At 44.2% G+C, this 19005-nt stretch carries 18 protein-coding genes; 9 read left to right on the forward strand and 9 right to left on the reverse strand.

Features of this window, described 5'->3' with window-relative positions; translation table 11 throughout:
- Window positions 1–279 precede the first annotated feature (279 nt).
- From nagA to asnB, 4 genes are all read left to right on the forward strand, one after another.
- Window positions 280–1416 carry an N-acetylglucosamine-6-phosphate deacetylase gene (gene nagA / locus F0228_RS21675; protein ID WP_008223817.1) on the forward strand — a complete coding sequence of 379 codons (1137 nt, stop codon included), beginning with the start codon at window positions 280–282 and terminating at the stop codon, window positions 1414–1416.
- Window positions 1417–1418: 2 nt separating this feature from the next.
- Entirely contained in the window at window positions 1419–2633 is a 1215-nt protein-coding gene (locus F0228_RS21680; RefSeq protein ID WP_061034162.1) for an ROK family protein, read from the forward strand.
- A gap of 84 nt (window positions 2634–2717) precedes the next feature.
- Window positions 2718–4304 (forward strand): cation:proton antiporter family protein, encoded by a 1587-nt coding sequence (locus F0228_RS21685; RefSeq protein WP_171731243.1) that lies wholly within the window; start codon window positions 2718–2720, stop codon window positions 4302–4304.
- A gap of 233 nt (window positions 4305–4537) precedes the next feature.
- Window positions 4538–6208, forward strand: coding sequence for an asparagine synthase B (gene asnB / locus F0228_RS21690; RefSeq protein ID WP_171762738.1), 1671 nt, complete (start codon window positions 4538–4540; stop codon window positions 6206–6208).
- A gap of 86 nt (window positions 6209–6294) precedes the next feature.
- Here asnB and rfaH read toward each other — a convergent pair whose 3' ends face one another.
- A complete protein-coding gene (gene rfaH, locus F0228_RS21695; RefSeq protein WP_171731244.1) occupies window positions 6295–6801 on the reverse strand; it encodes a transcription/translation regulatory transformer protein RfaH in 507 nt (168 codons plus the stop codon).
- 502 nt (window positions 6802–7303) lie between these two features.
- Here rfaH and F0228_RS21700 point away from each other — a divergent pair.
- Window positions 7304–8701 carry a peptide MFS transporter gene (locus F0228_RS21700; protein ID WP_171731245.1) on the forward strand — a complete coding sequence of 466 codons (1398 nt, stop codon included), beginning with the start codon at window positions 7304–7306 and terminating at the stop codon, window positions 8699–8701.
- Between the two features lie 93 nt (window positions 8702–8794).
- Here F0228_RS21700 and hemH read toward each other — a convergent pair whose 3' ends face one another.
- From hemH to htpG, 3 genes are all read right to left on the reverse strand, one after another.
- Complete coding sequence (hemH, locus tag F0228_RS21705) at window positions 8795–9757, reverse strand: ferrochelatase (RefSeq protein WP_116871764.1); 963 nt, start codon at window positions 9755–9757, stop codon at window positions 8795–8797.
- Between the two features lie 276 nt (window positions 9758–10033).
- Window positions 10034–10678, reverse strand: coding sequence for an adenylate kinase (gene adk, locus F0228_RS21710; RefSeq protein WP_061034168.1), 645 nt, complete (start codon window positions 10676–10678; stop codon window positions 10034–10036).
- 387 nt (window positions 10679–11065) lie between these two features.
- Window positions 11066–12970: a molecular chaperone HtpG gene (gene htpG, locus F0228_RS21715; RefSeq protein ID WP_116871763.1), complete on the reverse strand. Its 1905-nt coding sequence runs from the start codon at window positions 12968–12970 to the stop codon at window positions 11066–11068.
- A gap of 269 nt (window positions 12971–13239) precedes the next feature.
- On the opposite strand from htpG, the gene F0228_RS21720 reads away from it, so the two are divergent.
- The 4 genes from F0228_RS21720 (at window position 13240) to F0228_RS21735 (ending at window position 15862) form a co-directional block, all read left to right on the forward strand.
- The gene (locus F0228_RS21720) at window positions 13240–14151 is read left to right on the forward strand and encodes a transcriptional regulator (RefSeq protein ID WP_061034170.1); all 912 of its coding nucleotides are present in this window, start codon (window positions 13240–13242) and stop codon (window positions 14149–14151) included.
- Between the two features lies 1 nt (window position 14152).
- Window positions 14153–14668 carry a regulatory protein ToxS gene (locus F0228_RS21725; protein ID WP_008223800.1) on the forward strand — a complete coding sequence of 172 codons (516 nt, stop codon included), beginning with the start codon at window positions 14153–14155 and terminating at the stop codon, window positions 14666–14668.
- A gap of 109 nt (window positions 14669–14777) precedes the next feature.
- Complete coding sequence (locus F0228_RS21730; protein WP_171731246.1) at window positions 14778–15533, forward strand: sulfite exporter TauE/SafE family protein; 756 nt, start codon at window positions 14778–14780, stop codon at window positions 15531–15533.
- 17 nt (window positions 15534–15550) lie between these two features.
- Window positions 15551–15862, forward strand: coding sequence for a SelT/SelW/SelH family protein (locus tag F0228_RS21735; protein WP_162884335.1), 312 nt, complete (start codon window positions 15551–15553; stop codon window positions 15860–15862).
- 24 nt (window positions 15863–15886) lie between these two features.
- Here the strand turns inward: F0228_RS21735 and yfcE are convergent, their stop codons facing one another.
- Genes yfcE through F0228_RS21760 form a run of 5 tightly spaced genes read right to left on the reverse strand, consistent with a single transcriptional unit; the run spans window position 15887 to window position 18749 of the window.
- Window positions 15887–16432, reverse strand: a complete 546-nt coding sequence (gene yfcE, locus F0228_RS21740; protein WP_102424341.1) for a phosphodiesterase — start codon at window positions 16430–16432, stop codon at window positions 15887–15889.
- 47 nt (window positions 16433–16479) lie between these two features.
- Window positions 16480–16887, reverse strand: a complete 408-nt coding sequence (locus tag F0228_RS21745) for a CBS domain-containing protein (protein WP_116871761.1) — start codon at window positions 16885–16887, stop codon at window positions 16480–16482.
- Window positions 16884–17234 (reverse strand): P-II family nitrogen regulator, encoded by a 351-nt coding sequence (locus F0228_RS21750; protein WP_004737873.1) that lies wholly within the window; start codon window positions 17232–17234, stop codon window positions 16884–16886. Before F0228_RS21750 ends, F0228_RS21745 begins: the two co-directional genes overlap by 4 nt.
- Window positions 17224–18018 carry a DUF1538 domain-containing protein gene (locus F0228_RS21755; RefSeq protein WP_004737872.1) on the reverse strand — a complete coding sequence of 265 codons (795 nt, stop codon included), beginning with the start codon at window positions 18016–18018 and terminating at the stop codon, window positions 17224–17226. The genes F0228_RS21750 and F0228_RS21755 overlap by 11 nt, the downstream gene beginning before the upstream one ends.
- Entirely contained in the window at window positions 18015–18749 is a 735-nt protein-coding gene (locus tag F0228_RS21760; RefSeq protein WP_171731247.1) for a DUF1538 domain-containing protein, read from the reverse strand. Before F0228_RS21760 ends, F0228_RS21755 begins: the two co-directional genes overlap by 4 nt.
- Window positions 18750–19005: the final 256 nt, after the last annotated feature.

The raw sequence follows: 19005 nt of genomic DNA on the forward strand, positions 1-19005 counted from the left end.
AAAAATGAACATTTATAGATAAAATCCAAATCTAACTATTGGGTCAAGAGTGGGTTATGTTCAGCTTTAAAAGCCAGCTAACTTACTGATATTTCTTAACCCATAATCATAAAAACAATGAATTGTTCACATATTTTTCAAACACTTAAAATCGCTTCCCTTTTTGAAGCCGTTTGCCCATAAAAGATAAATCGTTACGTAAATGATGCTCGCAAACTAAGTCCACATTTAGGTAACGAACGAATTTAAAAGATCTGACGAAATAAGGATTAGCTGACTATGTACGCGCTAAGTAACTGTAAAATTTACACTGGTAGTGATGTTCTAACCGATCATGCTGTAGTAATCGAAAACGAACTGATCAAAAAAGTCTGCCCTATCTCTGAATTACCGGAAGGTATCGAGGTTCGCGACCTAGACGGAGCAAACCTAAGCCCAGGTTTCATTGACCTACAACTGAATGGTTGTGGCGGTGTAATGCTGAACGATGAGATCACTGCAGAAACAATGCAGATCATGCACAAAGCCAACCTCAAATCAGGCTGTACGAGCTTCTTACCGACTCTGATCACTTCTTCAGACGAAGACATGCGCGCTGTTATCACAGCTGCTCGTGAGTACCACAACCAATACCAGAACCAATCTTTAGGTCTTCACCTTGAAGGTCCATACCTAAACGTTGCAAAAAAAGGCATTCACAGCGTTGATCATATTCGTAAGTCTGACAGCGAGATGATTGAGCTTATCTGTGAGAACAGCGACCTTGTTGCGAAAGTAACACTGGCTCCTGAGCTGAACGACCCAGAGCATATCGAGCGTCTGCACAAAGCTGGTGTTGTTGTTTCTATCGGTCACACCAACGCAACTTATGCAGAAGCACGCCAAGGTTTCGAATCTGGTATCACATTCGCAACGCACCTATTCAATGCAATGACGCCTATGGTTGGTCGTGAACCAGGTGTGGTTGGCGCAATTTACGATACGCCAGAAGTATACGCAGGCATCATCGCCGACGGCTTCCACGTTGATTACGCAAACATCAGAATTGCGCACAAAATCAAGGGAGAAAAGTTGGTATTAGTGACGGATGCCACAGCTCCTGCAGGTGCTGACATGGAATACTTTATTTTTGTCGGTAAGAAAGTATATTACCGAGATGGTAAGTGTGTTGATGAAAACGGCACACTGGGCGGCTCAGCTCTGACTATGATTGAAGCAGTTCAGAATACAGTTGAGCACGCTGGTATCGCTTTAGACGAAGCTCTTCGCATGGCTACGCTATACCCAGCTACGGCTATCGGTGTAGAAAGCAAGCTAGGTCGAATCAAAAAAGGCATGGTTGCAAACCTAGCTGTATTTGACCGAGACTTTAACGTTAAAGCGACTGTTGTTAATGGACAATACGAGCACAATTAAGTATGAATGGCGGACAAATAGGTAACGTAGACTTAGTTAAACAACTAAACAGTGCGGCGGTATACCGACTAATAGACCAACAAGGGCCTATCAGTCGTATACAAGTGGCTGATGTAAGCCAACTCGCACCGGCAAGTGTTACAAAAATTACCCGCCAATTATTAGAGCGCGGCCTAATCAAAGAGGTCGCACAGCAAGCGTCTACTGGCGGTAGACGCGCTATCTCTCTAACCACAGAAGTAGAGCCTTTCCACTCTATCGCTGTGCGCTTAGGTCGAGACTATATTCAAGTTAGCCTTCATGACCTTGGTGGTCGTGAATTGGCTTTCCAGCAGCAAGACCTGAATTATTCAGACCAATCAGACCTAACCCAGGGATTGGTCAACACGCTTAAGGCTTTCATTGCTGAGCACCAACCGAAAATCGATCAGCTGATTGCGATTGGCGTAACTCTTCCAGGCTTAGTTAACCCGACGACGGGTGTCGTTGAGTACATGCCAAATACAGACATCGATAACCTTGCATTGAGCGACATTATTCGCGACACATTCCATGTCGCTTGTTTTGTTGGCAACGATGTTCGCGGAATGGCACTAGCGGAGCACTACTTTGGCGCGAGCCAAGACAGCCAAGACTCTATCTTAGTAAGTGTTCACCGCGGTACTGGTGCGGGGATTATCGTTAACGGCCAGGTTTTCTTAGGCCATAACCGTAACGTCGGTGAAATCGGTCATATCCAAATCGATCCACTTGGTGAACAGTGCCAATGTGGTAACTTTGGTTGTCTTGAAACGGTAGCGGCGAACCCAGCAATCGTAGAGCGCGTGCAAAAGCTGATTAAACAAGGTTATGAGTCCTCTTTAACCGAACTTGAGCGTATTACTATTCAAGACGTTTGCGACCATGCAATGAATGGTGACGAATTAGCTAAGCAGAGCTTGGTTCGAGTAGGAAACCAGTTAGGTAAAGCGATCGCCATGACGATCAACCTATTTAACCCTCAAAAAGTGATCATTGCTGGTGATATTACTAAGGCACAAGAGATTGTTTTCCCTGCAATTAAGCGTAATGTAGAGAATCAGTCGCTAACGACTTTCCATAGCGGCCTGCCTATTGTAGCATCACAGATCGATAAACATCCTACGATGGGAGCTTTTGCTATGATCAAGCGCGCCATGCTCAACGGTGTGTTACTGCAGAAGTTACTTGAAGATTAAAGAACAACAATTCTGATTTTCCGCGGGCCGTGTTTGTAAAAACACGGCCCGTTTTTTTAAGCTAGGGAACTACAACAACAAGTTATGGAACTTATATTAATATCCACTGCGTTTATCGCAGGATTTATTGCTTTAAAATGTCATCTTCCGCCACTGGTTGGTTTTTTGGTTGCGGGATTTGGGCTTTTTGCCTTTGGTTTCGAAACGAATGACACCATCATTACCTTGGCTGACCTCGGTGTCACCCTGCTCCTATTCACCATCGGCTTGAAGCTAGATATCAAAACCCTACTCTCTAAAGAGATCTGGGCTGGCGCGACAATACATAACCTTTTATCCACTCTGTTTTTTGCCGTCGCCCTATTTGGTTTTAAGTTCCTTGGCATTTCGTCACTGGCAGCTATGTCAGTCGAGCAGATTGTTCTACTCGGCTTCGCCCTATCATTCTCGAGTACCGTATTTGCGGTAAAGACTCTTCAAGAGAAAGGCGAAATGAATGCGACCTACGGTACATTGGCGATTGGTATCTTGGTCATGCAAGATATTTTCGCGGTGGTATTCCTAACGGCCTCGACAGGTAAAATACCAGAGTGGTATGCAATTGCGCTATTTGCCCTACCTTTATTACGCCCACTGTTCTACAAAATACTTGATTGGGTTGGACACGGCGAAATGTTGGTTCTTTCCGGCATCTTCTTCGCATTAGTCGTCGGTGCTGGTTTATTCCATTTGGTTGGTGTTAAGCCAGACCTAGGCGCTCTTGTTCTAGGTATGCTGCTTGCTGGTCATCCAAAAGCCTCAGAGTTATCAAAATCGCTGTTTAACCTTAAAGAGCTTTTCCTTGTCTGTTTCTTCTTGAACATTGGTTTGTCAGAGCAACCAACCATTCAAGGCGTTATGCTTGCAATCTTGTTCTTGCTGATGCTGCCAGTGAAAGGTGTTCTCTACTTCTTGGTGCTTAACCGCTTCAAGTTCCGTGTTCGAACGTCTCTACTTGCCTCTTTATCACTGTTTAACTACAGCGAATTTGGCCTCATCGTTGGTGGCCTAGCCTTCAAGATGGGTTGGATGTCTGGCGATATCCTAGTTGCCGTCGCGATTGCGGTTTCACTGTCTTTCTTAATCGCTGCACCTTTAAATCGAGCTGGTCACAAGCTTTATCAGCAGTCAGGTAAATGGCTAAAAGAGCATGCCTCAGAAAAGCTTCACCGACGCGATAAGCGAATTGACCCTGGTCGTGCCCAAGTGCTTATTCTTGGTATGGGCCGAATTGGTACTGGTGCTTATGACGAATTACGCTCTCGCTATGGCAAGGTAAGTTTAGGTGTCGAAGTTCGTGAAGAAGCAGCACATAACCACAGAAGCCACGGTAGAAACGTGATTTCTGGCGACGCGACTGACCCAGACTTCTGGGAGCGCATCTTAGATACAGCGAATGTAAAGCTGGTTATCTTAGCCATGCCACATCACCAAGGTAACCAGACCGCTTTAGATCAACTAAAGTCACGTAACTTTAAAGGACAGATCGCAGCTATCGCAGAATACCCTGATCAACTCGAAACCTTGAAAGAGAATGGTGTTGATGCCGCATTCAATATCTACAGCGAAGCCGGTAGTGGTTTTGCTCGCCATGTTTGTGAGCAATTAAACCCAAACATCAACAAAATCTAGCCTAAATCCCTCTCAGAAAAACCTCTCAAGGCTGTGAATTTTCGCACTTTTGAGAGGTTTTTGTATAAAAAAGCAACCGCATTTAGATACCAAACACCAAAACGACAAAATAATTAAATAATTTCTAACATAACACCCTTTATATTATTTTTTTGCTCACATCCGGTTGCTTTTTTTAGCCAGAATGGCAAATTGAATACAGTTGATTTAGAAATTATTTAAAAGGAAGTTCTATGTGTTCAGTATTTGGCATTCTCGACATAAAAAGTGATGCCGCAGCACTTCGCCCTATCGCTTTAGAAATGTCTAAAAAGCTTCGTCACCGTGGACCAGATTGGTCTGGTATCTATGCAAGTGACAAAGCAATCCTTGCTCACGAGCGTTTAGCTATCGTTGGTCTAAATAGTGGTGCTCAACCGCTATACAGCCAAGACAAGAAACACATTCTTGCGGTAAACGGCGAAATCTATAACCACAAAGAACTTCGTGCTCGCTATGAAGATAAGTACCAGTTCCAGACCGACTCTGACTGTGAAGTTATCCTAGCGCTATACCAAGAAATGGGCGCAGACCTGCTAGAAGAACTAAACGGTATCTTCGCATTCGTTTTATACGATGAAGAAAAAGACGAATACCTAGTAGGCCGCGACCACATCGGTATCATCCCGCTTTACCAAGGCTACGATGAACACGGTAACTACTATGTTGCTTCTGAAATGAAAGCTCTGGTTCCTGTATGTAAGACCATCAGCGAGTTCCCTCCAGGTAGCTTCTACTCTTCGAAAGATGCAGAGCCACAACGTTACTATATTCGTGATTGGAACGAATACGCTGCAGTACAAGGCAACAGCACAAGCAAAGAAGATCTAACGGAAGCACTAGAAGCAGCGGTGAAGCGTCAACTAATGACTGACGTACCTTACGGTGTACTTCTTTCTGGTGGTTTAGATTCATCTATCACTTCAGCAGTCGCTAAACGCTTTGCGGCAATGCGCATTGAAGATGACGAACAGTCTGAAGCTTGGTGGCCACAACTGCACTCATTTGCGGTTGGCCTAGAAGGTGCTCCTGATCTTATCGCTGCTCGTGAAGTGGCAGACAAGATTGGTACCGTACACCACGAGATGACATACACCATTCAAGAAGGTCTGGATGCAATCCGTGATGTTATCTACCACATCGAGACCTACGACGTAACGACAATTCGCGCGTCTACGCCAATGTACCTACTTGCTCGTAAGATCAAAGCAATGGGTATCAAAATGGTACTGTCTGGTGAAGGTGCTGATGAGATCTTTGGCGGTTACTTGTACTTCCACAAAGCGCCAAACGCAAAAGAGTTCCATGAAGAAACAGTACGTAAGTTGCTGGCTCTAAACATGTTTGACTGTGCTCGTGCGAACAAATCACTAGCAGCATGGGGCGTAGAAGGCCGCGTACCATTCTTGGACAAAGAGTTCATCGATGTAGCAATGCGCTTAAACCCAGAAGACAAAATGTGTGGCAACGGTAAGATGGAGAAACACATCCTACGTGAGTGTTTCGAAGATTATCTACCAGACTCAATTGCATGGCGTCAAAAAGAGCAGTTCTCTGATGGGGTTGGCTACGACTGGATCGATACATTGAAAGCTACCGCTGAAGCGAAAGTAACGGACAAGCAAATGGAAACTGCGCAGTTCCGCTTCCCATACAACACGCCAACGACTAAAGAAGGCTACGCTTACCGTGAAATCTTTGAAGAGTTGTTCCCGCTAGAATCTGCAGCAGAATGTATACCTGGTGGTCCATCTGTCGCTTGTTCATCAGCTAAAGCCATTGAGTGGGATGAGTCTTTCCAAAACTGTGTAGACCCATCAGGTCGTGCGGTTCAAGCGGTTCACAACGACGCTTACAACGCGTAAGCTCTCAGGCAAATTTGAGATACTAAAAAAGGCGCATTATGCGCCTTTTTATTTTAAGCCTAGGTGTATCACTTTTTAATGTAGAGTTACGCTTGAGCTTGCAGTGCTTCATTCTCAATGCTGATAGGCACCACCTGGCTGATCATCTTCACTAACATGATAGAGCGAGCCTCGCCATCTTTCTGGTGGAATATTGCTTCTATGCCTGCAAACTGACCACTCGTAATTTTCACAACCTGACCAGATTCGAACTCAGCACAGCACTCTTCGACATCATTGGTGCAATTCTTCTCAAGTTCTTTAAGCTCAAAAACCAAGTCGCCTTGTACTTCATGTGGTAGCGCTCCAAACTTAATGAAGTCCACTACGCCGCGTGTGGAACGAACGGTCGTAAAGCTTGGTCCTTGTTCATAATCAAATCGAACAAAAACGTATGAAGGGAACAGCGGTTCTTTGACTACCTTTTCTTTCCCTCTAACTACTTTTTCGACTTCTATTTGTGGGTAAAAGCACTCTACCCCTTGATTCTCTAAGTGCTGCTGAGCGCGTTTTTGATCGCCACGCTTACAGTAGAGTAAATACCAACGTTTCATTTAACTAGCCATTTTCTATTTTGGGGACATTTTACCACAAGCCTAAAACGGTTTAATTGCTATTAACTAAATGAATCTTAATAGCCACAAAATTATGCGTAGCAAACCAATTTATCAACAAAAAATTATAGATATAAAAGTGATTAAGCATTGTACAGAGTTCTATTGCCAATCAAAAGGTGCGCTTCTATGGCAGCATATACAGTCAAAAAATAAAACACACCGTTCCCTTTATCGGAGATAGGATACATAAAATTGATAACTCACGCCTTTAATATTCAAGAATTTTTTCAATAAGATCATTTAACAACCAGCTCAAATCTGGAAAATTAGTTTGCAGCACGCATTTTAAGGGCGACATTACCAACAAAGCATATAATTTTCATACACTTACAAAATGCAGGTTATCGTTACCATAAAATACCTCTATTGCAGATGTTTATCCCACTCTGTATACATAAGTAACTATAAAATCTTTTAATAACTAAAATTAGTAAAACTTATGCCAAGCAATCACAACATCTTTGGCCACCCTAGAGGCCTATTTCTACTTTTCAGCACAGAGCTATGGGAACGTTTCTCCTACTACGCTATGCGTGCGATTCTTGTTTTATTCTTAACAGATACAACAATCAACGGCGGGCTGGGTTGGTCAACAAAAGACGCACTCGATCTTTATGGTATCTACACTGGCCTGGTCTACATCACACCATTAATCGGTGGTTGGATTGCCGACAACTACCTAGGGCAACGTAAATCGATTCTAATCGGTGGCGTGCTTATGGCACTTGGTCAATTTACGCTGGCCCTACCTACTGGCTTTATGGGCTTAGACCAAGTAAGTGCACTTTACTTAGGTTTAGGGCTGCTTATCAGTGGTAACGGTATGTTTAAGCCAAACATCTCAACTATGGTTGGTGACCTTTACCAAGAAGGTGATAACCGTCGTGATGGCGCATTTACAATTTTCTACATGGGCATCAACTTAGGTGCACTATTAGGTGGTCTTATCTCTGGTGCTGCGGCTGAGTCATACGGCTGGAAAGCAGGTTTCCTAGCGGCTGGTATCGGTATGGTTATTAGCTTAATCATGCAAATGACGATGGCTCAATCATGGCTGGGTAATATCGGTTCTGTGCCAGCAGCTGCACGCGCAAAAGCTCTGAGTAAATCGAAAGAGAAAGCACCGCTAACTAAAGAAGAGTTCGATCGACTAAAAGTTATTCTGATCATGGGTCTGTTCGTGATTATTTTCTGGGCAGGCTTTGAACAAGCTGGCGGCCTAATGAACATCTACACTCAACAATATACAGACCGTATGATTGGTGATTTTGAAGTTCCGGCTGCGTGGTTCCAATCTCTAAACCCATTCTTCATCATTACACTTGCACCAATCATTGCTGCATTCTGGGTGAAGTTAGGTAAGCGTGAACCAAACTCACCGGTTAAATTTGCGATGGCTCTGTTCTTCTTGGCGCTAGGCTTCGTTTGCATGATGGGCGCGGTAATGGAGCAAGGTGGTGACCTTACAGTTAAAACTTCGATGCTGTGGTTAGTAGGTGCATTCTTCTTCCATACACTTGGTGAGCTTTGCCTATCTCCTATCGGCCTATCGTTAGTGACTAAGCTGGCACCGCTACGTTTAGCATCACTAATGATGGGTGCATGGTTTGGTTTCAACGCTATTGCAAACTACGTAGCTGGCCTTGTGGGCTCTCATGTAGGTGAACTAGGCGCGATGGCAATCTTCAGTGGTATTGCAATTACAGCAACGATCAGCGGCATCTTACTACTTCTTTGTGCTGGTAAGCTTGTATCTTGGATGCACGGCGTAGAGAGCAACATGACGCTAGAGCCTGAACCAAAAGAAGAGCGCACTGCAGAAACTTCTGTTGCTTAATATCTCATATCGTTCAGTGTCTAATAGACGCTAGAACACATTCAAAAAAGGGCTGCTCATTGAGCAGCCCTTTTAGTATTTATTTAGCCGATATTAACGGTGAATCTCTACCAGTTCAGCCATCATGTCGATATGCGAATCTCTGTCGTTAAGACACATGATATAGCTAAAGTCAGAACCACCAGCGTCAATGAAAGTTTCCTTGCACTGATCTGAAATCTCTTCCAGCGTTTCTAAACAGTCCACCGAGAAAGCTGGAGCCATGATATCAATCTTCTTGATGCCTTTGCTTGGCAATGATTCAAGCGTCTCATCGGTATATGGCTTTAACCACTCTTCTCGACCAAATCGAGACTGGTAAGTCATGGTGATATCGTCTGCAGATAAACCAAGCTCCTCAGCGAGTAGCTTAGTTGTCGCTTCACAATGTTGAGGGTAGATATCCCCTTCATCTGCCAATCGCTTCGGAATGCCGTGGAAAGAGCAAACCAAATGATCCGCTCGGCCATTTTTCTCCCAATGACTACGAACACTCTCAGCCAGTGCTTTGGTGTAGCTCGGGTGTGCGTAGTAGTCACGGATAAAACGGTAGCTTGGAATAACAGGCATCTGTTTAAAGGCTTTGGTTAAACCATCAGAAACCGCAGCAGTGGTGGTGCCTGAATACTGAGGATACAGAGGCAGTACGATGATCTCCTCAACGCCCTGCTCCATCAGCTGCTCAACGCCCGCTTTTAGACTTGGGTTGCCATAAGTCATACCTAAGGCGACAGGCATCTCTAACTTCTTCTGTAACTTTTCAGCTTGTCTTTGAGAGTACACAAGCAGTGGTGAACCGTCTTCCATCCAAACAGATTGATAAAGCTTGGCTACTTTAGGTGAGCGAATCGGTAAAATCACCCCGTGCAAGATTGGGCACCACAGCCAGCGCGTTAGGTTAACAACTCGCTTGTCGTGCAAGAATTCACTCAAAAATCGACGAACGCCAGCCGGGGTCGCAGAATCTGGCGTACCTAAATTCACCAGTAAAACACCCTGCTTTTTATTATTTTCCATAGATACCTGAGACCAATATGTGATTTTGTAGAGAGTAATATACTAATCTGCTTAAGTTTAAGATCATTGCTTGTCGCTAAATGTCTAAATAATCATTTGAGCGTGAGGTTTCACAACGTCAACTTTAGATGATGGATACTCTTTTCAAGACTTACTGCCTTGGGTAGAGGACTCATCATTGCCTTAGATTGGTATCGTACTAAAAATTGAGACAAAAAAAAGCGACCTTTAAGGTCGCTTCCAATATATCAAATTCTAAAACTGGCTGTTAGCCAATTATGCTAGTGCTTTCTCAAGTTCTGCACTAACTTCAGCAACTTGCTTAGTACCGTCAAACTTAAGGTACTTAGTGTTACCTGCTTCAGCTTCTTTACCGTAGTAAGAGATTAGCGGCGCTGTTTGCTCGTGGTACACGCCTAGACGAGCACGAACTGTTTCTTCTTTGTCGTCATCACGTACAACTAGCTCTTCACCAGTTACGTCATCTTTACCTTCTTCTTTTGGTGGGTTGTACACAGTGTGGTATGTACGACCTGAAGGAAGGTGAGCACGACGACCAGCCATACGCTCAACAATCACATCGTCAGCTACGTCGAATTCAACAACGTAATCTACAGCGATACCCATTTCTTTTAGGCCATCAGCTTGTGGGATTGTGCGTGGGAAACCGTCTAGTAGGAAACCTTTCTCACAGTCATCTTGAGCGATACGCTCTTTGATAAGACCAAGGATAATTTCATCAGAAACTAGCTGACCAGCGTCGATTACTGATTTTGCTTGCTTACCAAGCTCAGTACCCGCTTTGATAGCAGCACGTAGCATGTCACCAGTTGAAATTTGAGGGATACCAAATTTGTTCATGATGAAGTTAGCTTGAGTGCCTTTACCCGCGCCAGGAGCACCTAGAAGAATGATGCGCATGTTTAATCCTCTTATAAAATTATGATTTATACCGAAGCTCACTATCCAACCTTCCTAGTTCATCGGTTAGATAAACAGAAAGCGTTAAGTAACCGTTGAGGTTAAGCAAAACTGCAAATAGAAGCAAAACGGTAAGTTTCGGTATAACGTTTAAAAATCATACAACTGGAATGAATTGGATCCTAATCCAGCTGATTAGGTCGAGCATTCTATCACATTAATATTCAATTTGGCTGAATTTACGACTAAAGAATGCATCGCCTCATTTTGTTGTGACGATAACGGTGACGTCGACCACGTTTAACACATTTTCAACGACGTTCATTAAAAAAGCCCGCATTTGCGGGCTTTTAATTACAATTCGTGGTTTAGCCCAAAGTCGAAAGACTAACGCTTTGTTAGTAGCTCGTTGATTGCACCCAAGAATTGTGACGGATCTTCCATAGAGCCTTTTTCAGCCAGCATCGCTTGACCAAGTAGTAGCTCAACCCAACGACCGAACGCTTGCTCATCGGCTTCATCAGCCATTTGTTTCACAAGTGCGTGCTCTGGGTTAATTTCAAAGATGTACTTAACTTCAGGTGCAGCTTGGCCTGCCGCTTCAAGAAGCTTCGCCATTTGCGTACCCATTTCGAAATCGTCAGTGACAACAACAGCAGGTGTGGTTGCGAGTTTGAACGTAGTACGGACTTCTTTAACACGATCACCTAGGTAAGATTGAGTGCGCTCAACAACAGACTTAAACTCTTCTTCAGTCTCTTTTTGCTTCTCTTTCTCTTCTTCGCCTTCAAACTTGCTTAGATCTAAGCCAGCTTTTGTGATCGATTGGAACTGCTTGCCGTCGAAATCGGTTAAGTAGTTCATTACGTACTCATCGATGCGATCGTACATCAGCACCACTTCAATACCTTTTGCTTTAAACTGCTCCAAGTGTGGGCTGTTTTTAGCTGCTGCGTAGCTATCTGCTGTCAGGTAGTAAATCTTATCTTGGCCTTCTTTCATACGCTCAACGTAAGATGCTAGGCTGATTGTCTGGTCTGCAGAATCAACTTCTGTAGATGCGAAACGAAGAAGACCTGCGATCTTCTCTTTGTTTGCCATGTCTTCCGCTGGGCCTTCTTTCATTACAAGGCCAAACTCTTTCCAGAATTCTAGGTACTTCTCGTTGTCATTTTTCGCCATGCGCTCAAGCATTGTAAGTACACGCTTAGTACATGCACCACGAAGAGACTGAGTCACCTTGTTATCTTGAAGGATTTCACGCGATACGTTCAGTGGTAGATCGTTTGAGTCAATCAGGCCGCGCACGAAACGCATATAAGATGGCATGAACTGCTCTGCGTCATCCATGATGAATACACGCTGTACATAAAGTTTCAAGCCGCTCTTGTGGTCACGGTTCATCATATCCCAAGGTGCTTTAGCTGGGATATAAAGCAGGCTTGTGTAATCGTTCTTACCTTCAACCTTGTTGTGGCTCCACGTTAGTGGATCAGCAAAGTCGTGAGATACATGCTTGTAAAACTCTTGGTACTCTTCTTTCTCAATGTCTGACTTGTTACGAGTCCAAAGCGCTTGAGCTTTGTTAATCTGTTCCCAATGTTTCTCTTCGGTGTCTTTACCTTCGTCATCTTTAACCGCAGTTAAGATAGAAACAGGGATACCAATGTGATCAGAATATTTACCAATCACTTCGCGCAGACGCCATTCATTTAAGAACTCTTTACCGTCTTCACGCATATGAAGAATGATGTCAGTACCACGAGACTCTTTAGTGATGTCTTCGATTGTGTAATCGCCTTCACCTGCAGAGTGCCATTGCACGGCTTCATTGCTTGCAAGGCCTGCGGCACGTGTGCGAACCGTTACCGCATCAGCAACGATGAATGCTGAGTAGAAACCAACACCAAATTGACCAATCAATTGAGAGTCTTTGCTTTGGTCTTCAGATAGCTTTGAGAAAAAGTCTGCTGTACCTGATTTAGCAATGGTACCTAAATGTTCAATAACGTTGTCACGGCTCATGCCGATACCGTTATCAGAAATCGTTAACGTATTTGCCTCAGCGTTAAATGACAGTTTTACACCGAGGTCTGCGTCGCCTTGATAAAGTTCGCCGTTTGATAGTGCTTGAAAACGAAGCTTGTCAGCCGCGTCAGATGCGTTAGAGATCAGCTCACGTAGAAAGATTTCTTTATTTGAATACAGTGAGTGAATCATTAGATGAAGTAGTTGTTTTACTTCAGATTGAAAGCCACGAGTCTCTTTATTTTGCGTTGCTGTTTCGCTCATTTTTACTCCAAAACATCTATACTTTATGTTGAAAACTACAGGGGCGGGATACGTAATGCCGCTCTGATGTTCATTAACATGAGGATGACAATTGTAAATTCAAGGTCAAAAATCATAAAAACACTGTTTTTTTGATCTGTTTTTATTATCCTTGAGTCTCATAAATATAAAAGAACATAAAAGAAGTCATGATTTGGTGAAGATTTGAATAAATTTCACCTCAGATTTGTCTATTTCGCACTCAAAATAACCCAAAGTAGAAGAATTCAATGAGCAATATCGGCACAAAGTTTATTCTCGCGCAGCGGTTCGTATTCGATCCAAACAGCAACTCACTTGTTGACCAAATGAGCGACGGCGAAGTCGTACGCCTTGGCAGTAATGAAAGCCGCATTCTCCTAATGCTGTCGGAAAGACCCAATGAAGTTATCACTCGTAATGAATTACATGAATATGTTTGGCGTGATCAAGGTTTTGAGGTTGATGACTCAAGCCTAACTCAAGCCGTTTCAACACTACGTAAAATGCTGAAAGATTCAACGAAATCTCCAGAGTTCGTTAAGACTGTGCCTAAACGCGGTTATCAATTTATCGCAACCGTTGAACGCTCAGCGCCACTTTCATCAAACGACCAACCTGCTGCAGTTGAAATTGCCGAAAATGACGTAGAACCAAGCTTAACGTTTGCAACGGCATCTGTGGCGGAAGACGTTGTTTCTGAGACTCGCCTGCCAGAGCCTGTATCTAAAGTTCAAGAAACCACGGTTTCCGTTGAGCCGCAGCAAGTACCACCAGCTACAGACACGAAGAACAGTAACAAGTGGTTAATCCTTGGTTTGCTGTTTGCCGCTGTCATGATGCCAATTATGGTGCTCACCTTTACCAATCCAGCGGAATCTGAATTCCGTACATTAGCAGAAGTCGATGGTGTAAAAGTTCAGTCACCAATTAATCATCCAGACCTTACCAGCTGGCTGCCTGCTATTGAGAAGTGTGTATTACGTTACAACACCAATCACACTGGTATGCTGAAACCAACTGAAGTGATTGCGACAGGTGGGCAAACTAACAACTTAGCCCTCAACTACATTCACCCGCAAGAATACTCTAGCGAAAACATTACTCTAAGAATTTATGCAAACCAGTCGGACGTAGACGACATTTGTAAAGGTGGCCAGTAACATGAAATTAAAAGTATCTATTATCTTACTGGTTCTTTCTGCTTTTCTAAGTGGTTGGTTGTATTGGGGTAGTGACGCAAAAGTAGAGCGCCTACTTACCTCACATGAGTGGCAATCAAAAATGGTGACGCTGATCAGTGATACCAAGCAAGCGGATTCAATCGGCCCACTGCGTAAAGTTGAGCTGTCATCAAATGCTAAGTATCTACCAAACGGCACATATCTGAGAATGTCGGTGGTTAGGTTATACGGCACACAAACCGCACCAGCTAACGTAATCAACATTTCAGAGACGGGTCAGTGGGATATCAACGACAACTACCTACTGGTTTCGCCAACTGAGTTTAAAGATGTGACATCGGCTCAGCGCCAAGACTTCTCTCAAGAGCAACTAGAGCTTATTACTCAAGTAATCAAGATGGATGCAGAGCAAAGTCGTCGCATCGATATTGTTAACCCGAAAGCACTGCTACTGACTAGCTTAAATCACGGTTCTACCGTGTTGTTTTCAAACTAACATTGGATAGCTATTTACGACATATCGATGGATGAATACCATTCACGATAAACCTAAAGAAGGGGCATGAAGCCCCTTTTTGTTATCTTAAACTCAAAGATAAAACTCTATGGATTGGATAAACTCACTCGCCTTATTCTTTGGCTCATTAGTCGCCAACACGCTTGCCTCTTTATCAGGTGGCGGTGCTGGGCTTCTACAGTTCCCTCTTCTCATCTTTCTAGGACTGCCCTTTTCAGTTGCACTGGCTACCCACAAAGTCGCTAGCGTCGCTCTCGGCTTAGGTGCTGCATATACCCATATCAAGAGTGGCATGTTAAGTTGGAAAATTTGTATCTACCTAATTATCGTCGGCAGCATTGGAGTGGTCGTTGGCGCGAATATCGTACTCATGATCCCAGATGCCATTGCACAGAAACTGCTTGGCGCAATGATCTTAGCACTGGGCGTTTACTCACGACTAAAGAAACAATTGGGTCAAGAAGAGCAGCTTAAAAACCGAGACATAAAAGGTTGGATAATTGGTGGGGTTGGACTTGCACTCATTGGCATCATCAACGGTTCACTCACTGCCGGATCTGGTCTTTTAGTTACCCTATTTCTAGTTCGTTGGTTTGGTTTTACTTATAAACAAGCCGTCGCATTAACCATGATATGTGTCGGTTTGTTCTGGAATGGCATCGGTGGTATTGCCATTGTTCAAGCGGGTGCACCAATATACTGGGTATGGTTACCCATATTACTGCTGAGTTCATTCATTGGTGGGAGCTTAGGCGCTGTTCTGGCAAACCGCTCGAGTAATCAACTCGTCAAAACGGCTTTCGAAATATTGACGTTTGCCGTCGGCATCAAACTATTGCTTTAGAATTTTCAAGGTTATCTATGAATACAGAGTTAGATCAAAACAACCCTACCGTGGCAAAAGCAACAATAGCGATACACTACTGCCGTCAATGTAATTGGATGCTTCGCTCAAGTTGGTTGTGTCAGGAGCTGCTTCATACCTTCAGCGAAGAGATTGAACAAGTCAGTTTAAACCCAGATACCGGTGGACGATTTGAGATCTTTTGCAATGGGATACAGATATGGGAAAGAAAAGCGGACGGCGGCTTTCCTGAAGCGAAAGTTCTGAAGCAAAGAGTGAGAAACATCATTGCTCCAGACAGAGACCTCGGCCACGTGGATTCAAAATAAACCCATGACGGCCAGTTCTATGATTTAAAGCTGGCCGCTAACCAGTACATCGCCGTCAAGGCTGATCACTTTGAAGGTACCATTCTCGTAGATACCATAGCTTGCTGCATGCCCTTCTCGTGGGAACGTCACCGAGCTAGGGTTAAAAATGAAGATGTCATCTTGGTACTCAGCAACTGGGATATGGGTATGGCCATGAGCAATGATATCACCCGCTTTCAGTGCTGGTCGTTTCGTTGTGTTATACAGGTGACCGTGAGTTAAGAAGATACGTTGGCCTGACTCTAGTAACACCCATGAGTAATCCATCATCATTGGGAAAGAGAGCAGCATCTGATCGACTTCGCTGTCGCAGTTACCACGGACAGCAATGATCTCTTGGGAGAACTCGTTCAGCTTGTCTGCAACAGCAGGCGGGTTGTAACCCTCTGGAATCGGATTTCTAGGGCCATGATTCAGAATGTCTCCCAGTAGGATTAAATATTGGGCACCCGAAGCTTGGTATAGCTCTAATACCTTTTCTGTTGCTGGTAGCGAACCGTGTAGGTCTGAAGCAAAAAATAATTTCACACGTACTTCTCCATAAAATTTATGGGCCTATTGTACGTACCTATCGGCTATACGTCATCTCTCACCATACCGTTGATAACAATATTATTGTAACTAACCATACCGACAATCTTATTATCACGGACCACAGGAGCGCGGCTAATACCAAAGCGTTCAAATAGGCGCGCACAGTACTTAACATTCATCTCGGCAGACACGCTTAACGCGGGCTTAGTCATGATTTCATAAATATTGGTGCGTTCGGGAGAGCGATTTTTGGCTAAGACTTTTTTGGCAATGTCGTTCATCAACACAATCCCGTACTCATCATCTTGATGACGCTTATCCACAATGATTGCCTTTACCTTATGCTTTTTCGCCATTTCTATCGCCGCTAACACTGTGGTTAAGCCATCAATAATCACATAGGTATTAGCCATTACATCGCCAACCCGGATTTTGTCACTGGTACTCATAGCTCATCCTCCACAACTTTAGTTAATGTCTCGACTTGATGCGCAACCCCAACCGCATCTTCAACATCGATTTGTACTGCTATTCCTTGCCCTGATTCTTGGTCGAACTCGCCAACTTTGCCGATGGTCTCTAAAATGTGTCGTGCTAAGTGCTCTTCAACGACGAACAGCAGCACATCTTTTTGTACCTCAAGCGTCAAACCGAAGAAGGTACGTTTTTGGTTTAGCCCCTGCCCTCTGGCATTGTTGATAACGGTGGCCCCCGTCGCGCCCGCATCACGCGCCGCGTCGAGTACGATGTCAGTCTTGCTCTCTTCCACAAACGCTAAGATCAATTTAAAGCGCATCTTTGCTCTCCTTAGAGGTGTGTAAACGGTTTAACCATTGCGTTATTTGGGCATAGCCCATTACTGAAATAATCGGAAACAAGCTAGCAAAGGCGATTAACCCAAAACCATCGATCACCGGGTTTCTCCCAGGTACGGTAGAGGCAAGTCCAAGCCCCAATGCTGTCACCAATGGCACTGTCACCGTCGATGTGGTTACACCGCCCGAGTCATAGGCCAAAGGCACTATAAGTTTGGGCGCGTAAAACGTTTGGATCACCACAACCACGTAACCAACAATGATGTAGTAATGAATAGGATCACCAGCCACGATCCGATAGCTGCCCAGCGAAATACCGATTGCAACACCGAGTGCAACGGCAATCCGGAGCCCATTGACGCTAATACTGCCACCGGAAACTTGATTCGCTTTAATCGCAACCGCTATCAATGAAGGCTCGGCGATCGTGGTACTGAATCCGATACAGAACGCAAAAAGATAGACCCAGTAATAATCAAACCATGTTAGGGCTAAGCCAGAACTGATTTTAAATTCAGTAAGAAAAGACGGCTCCGTTAACTGCATCGCCATCGTCTCTCCTAAAGGAAATAAGGCCAGTTCTAGCCCCATCAAGAAAAGAGACAAGCCAAGAATGACGTAAAAGAACCCTATCAATACTTTGGGCAGGTTGTTGACTGGCCTGCGTAGCACCGCCAATTGAAAACCAAATATGATCACCGCAATCGGAATCACATCCATCACGGTGCCAAGAAAGGTATCGATAAACTGTTGAACACTGATCATGTCACTACCATTCCATAGACCATGACAAACATCATCGGCAGCAGTGAAGCGAATGCGATCAATCCAAAACCGTCGATCATCGGATTACGCCCTTTAATGGCTGAAGCCAAGCCCACGCCTAATGCCGTCACCAACGGAACGGTGATGGTTGATGTGGTGACGCCGCCAGAATCATACGCTATGCCAATGATATTTTCGGGGGCAAAAGCCGTGAGCACCACCACACCAATATAGCCACCGATGATCATGTATTGAATTGGCCAACCTTTTAGGATCCGAAGTACCCCAAGTAATATTGCGATACCTACCGACAATGCGACGGTGAAACGCAGGCCGTCGGCGTATTCTTCCATTTCATCATTAGAATTAGGTATTACACCGCCCTCGGCCGCCACTTCTGCCGCTTCGGCTGCTACCGCCGTCAACGCAGGCTCCGCTATGGTTGTTCCAAAGCCCAGGCAAAAAGCAAAAGTCAGTAACCAGAACACACTTCCTTTGCGGGCAAAAGCTTGAGCCATAGATTCGCCAATCGGGAACAGCCCCATTTCAAGCCCGAAGATAAAGAATGTGAGCCCAAAGACCACCAGCACTAAACCCGCCAAAATAGACAGCAGATGCGGAAGCGGCTCTTGTAAAACAACAAGCTGGAAGAACGCGATCACCGCAACAATAGGCAATAAATCACGAAGGCTACCCAACATAGCTCGAAACAAAGCTAGCACTGCCGTCATCGCAACTCCCTATAGCCAATAATTACGTTTGATTATCTATCCGTAGTAATCATGGCAAATCCTTATTATTTCTAATGTGATAAACATTACGCAGTTGGTAACATATGCGAGTAAAATCTCTTAACTGTGATAACGATACACATATCTAAACTAATGAATTAAATTTCACTGTTTAACCAATTGTTGGTGCGGCTATTTAGGTATCACACGATTGAAACCAACTGATCGTTATAGTGATTTTTTCGTATTGGTTGGC

It is taken from the genome of Vibrio sp. 99K-1 (genome assembly GCF_013114585.1).
GTDB lineage: Bacteria > Pseudomonadota > Gammaproteobacteria > Enterobacterales > Vibrionaceae > Vibrio > Vibrio chagasii_B.

What these genes read in the sequence shown, in the direction of transcription:
- adk (WP_061034168.1), bottom strand. Translation starts at nt 10,678, where the DNA reads ATGCGCATCATTCTTCTAGGTGCTCCTGGCGCGGGTAAAGGCACTCAA.
- asnB (WP_171762738.1), top strand. Translation starts at nt 4,538, where the DNA reads ATGTGTTCAGTATTTGGCATTCTCGACATAAAAAGTGATGCCGCAGCA.
- F0228_RS21725 (WP_008223800.1), top strand. Translation starts at nt 14,153, where the DNA reads ATGAAATTAAAAGTATCTATTATCTTACTGGTTCTTTCTGCTTTTCTA.
- nagA (WP_008223817.1), top strand. Translation starts at nt 280, where the DNA reads ATGTACGCGCTAAGTAACTGTAAAATTTACACTGGTAGTGATGTTCTA.
- rfaH (WP_171731244.1), bottom strand. Translation starts at nt 6,801, where the DNA reads ATGAAACGTTGGTATTTACTCTACTGTAAGCGTGGCGATCAAAAACGC.
- F0228_RS21730 (WP_171731246.1), top strand. Translation starts at nt 14,778, where the DNA reads ATGGATTGGATAAACTCACTCGCCTTATTCTTTGGCTCATTAGTCGCC.
- F0228_RS21750 (WP_004737873.1), bottom strand. Translation starts at nt 17,234, where the DNA reads ATGCGCTTTAAATTGATCTTAGCGTTTGTGGAAGAGAGCAAGACTGAC.
- F0228_RS21755 (WP_004737872.1), bottom strand. Translation starts at nt 18,018, where the DNA reads ATGATCAGTGTTCAACAGTTTATCGATACCTTTCTTGGCACCGTGATG.
- htpG (WP_116871763.1), bottom strand. Translation starts at nt 12,970, where the DNA reads ATGAGCGAAACAGCAACGCAAAATAAAGAGACTCGTGGCTTTCAATCT.
- hemH (WP_116871764.1), bottom strand. Translation starts at nt 9,757, where the DNA reads ATGGAAAATAATAAAAAGCAGGGTGTTTTACTGGTGAATTTAGGTACG.
- F0228_RS21680 (WP_061034162.1), top strand. Translation starts at nt 1,419, where the DNA reads ATGAATGGCGGACAAATAGGTAACGTAGACTTAGTTAAACAACTAAAC.
- F0228_RS21745 (WP_116871761.1), bottom strand. Translation starts at nt 16,887, where the DNA reads ATGAGTACCAGTGACAAAATCCGGGTTGGCGATGTAATGGCTAATACC.
- F0228_RS21685 (WP_171731243.1), top strand. Translation starts at nt 2,718, where the DNA reads ATGGAACTTATATTAATATCCACTGCGTTTATCGCAGGATTTATTGCT.
- F0228_RS21720 (WP_061034170.1), top strand. Translation starts at nt 13,240, where the DNA reads ATGAGCAATATCGGCACAAAGTTTATTCTCGCGCAGCGGTTCGTATTC.
- F0228_RS21760 (WP_171731247.1), bottom strand. Translation starts at nt 18,749, where the DNA reads ATGACGGCAGTGCTAGCTTTGTTTCGAGCTATGTTGGGTAGCCTTCGT.
- F0228_RS21735 (WP_162884335.1), top strand. Translation starts at nt 15,551, where the DNA reads ATGAATACAGAGTTAGATCAAAACAACCCTACCGTGGCAAAAGCAACA.
- F0228_RS21700 (WP_171731245.1), top strand. Translation starts at nt 7,304, where the DNA reads ATGCCAAGCAATCACAACATCTTTGGCCACCCTAGAGGCCTATTTCTA.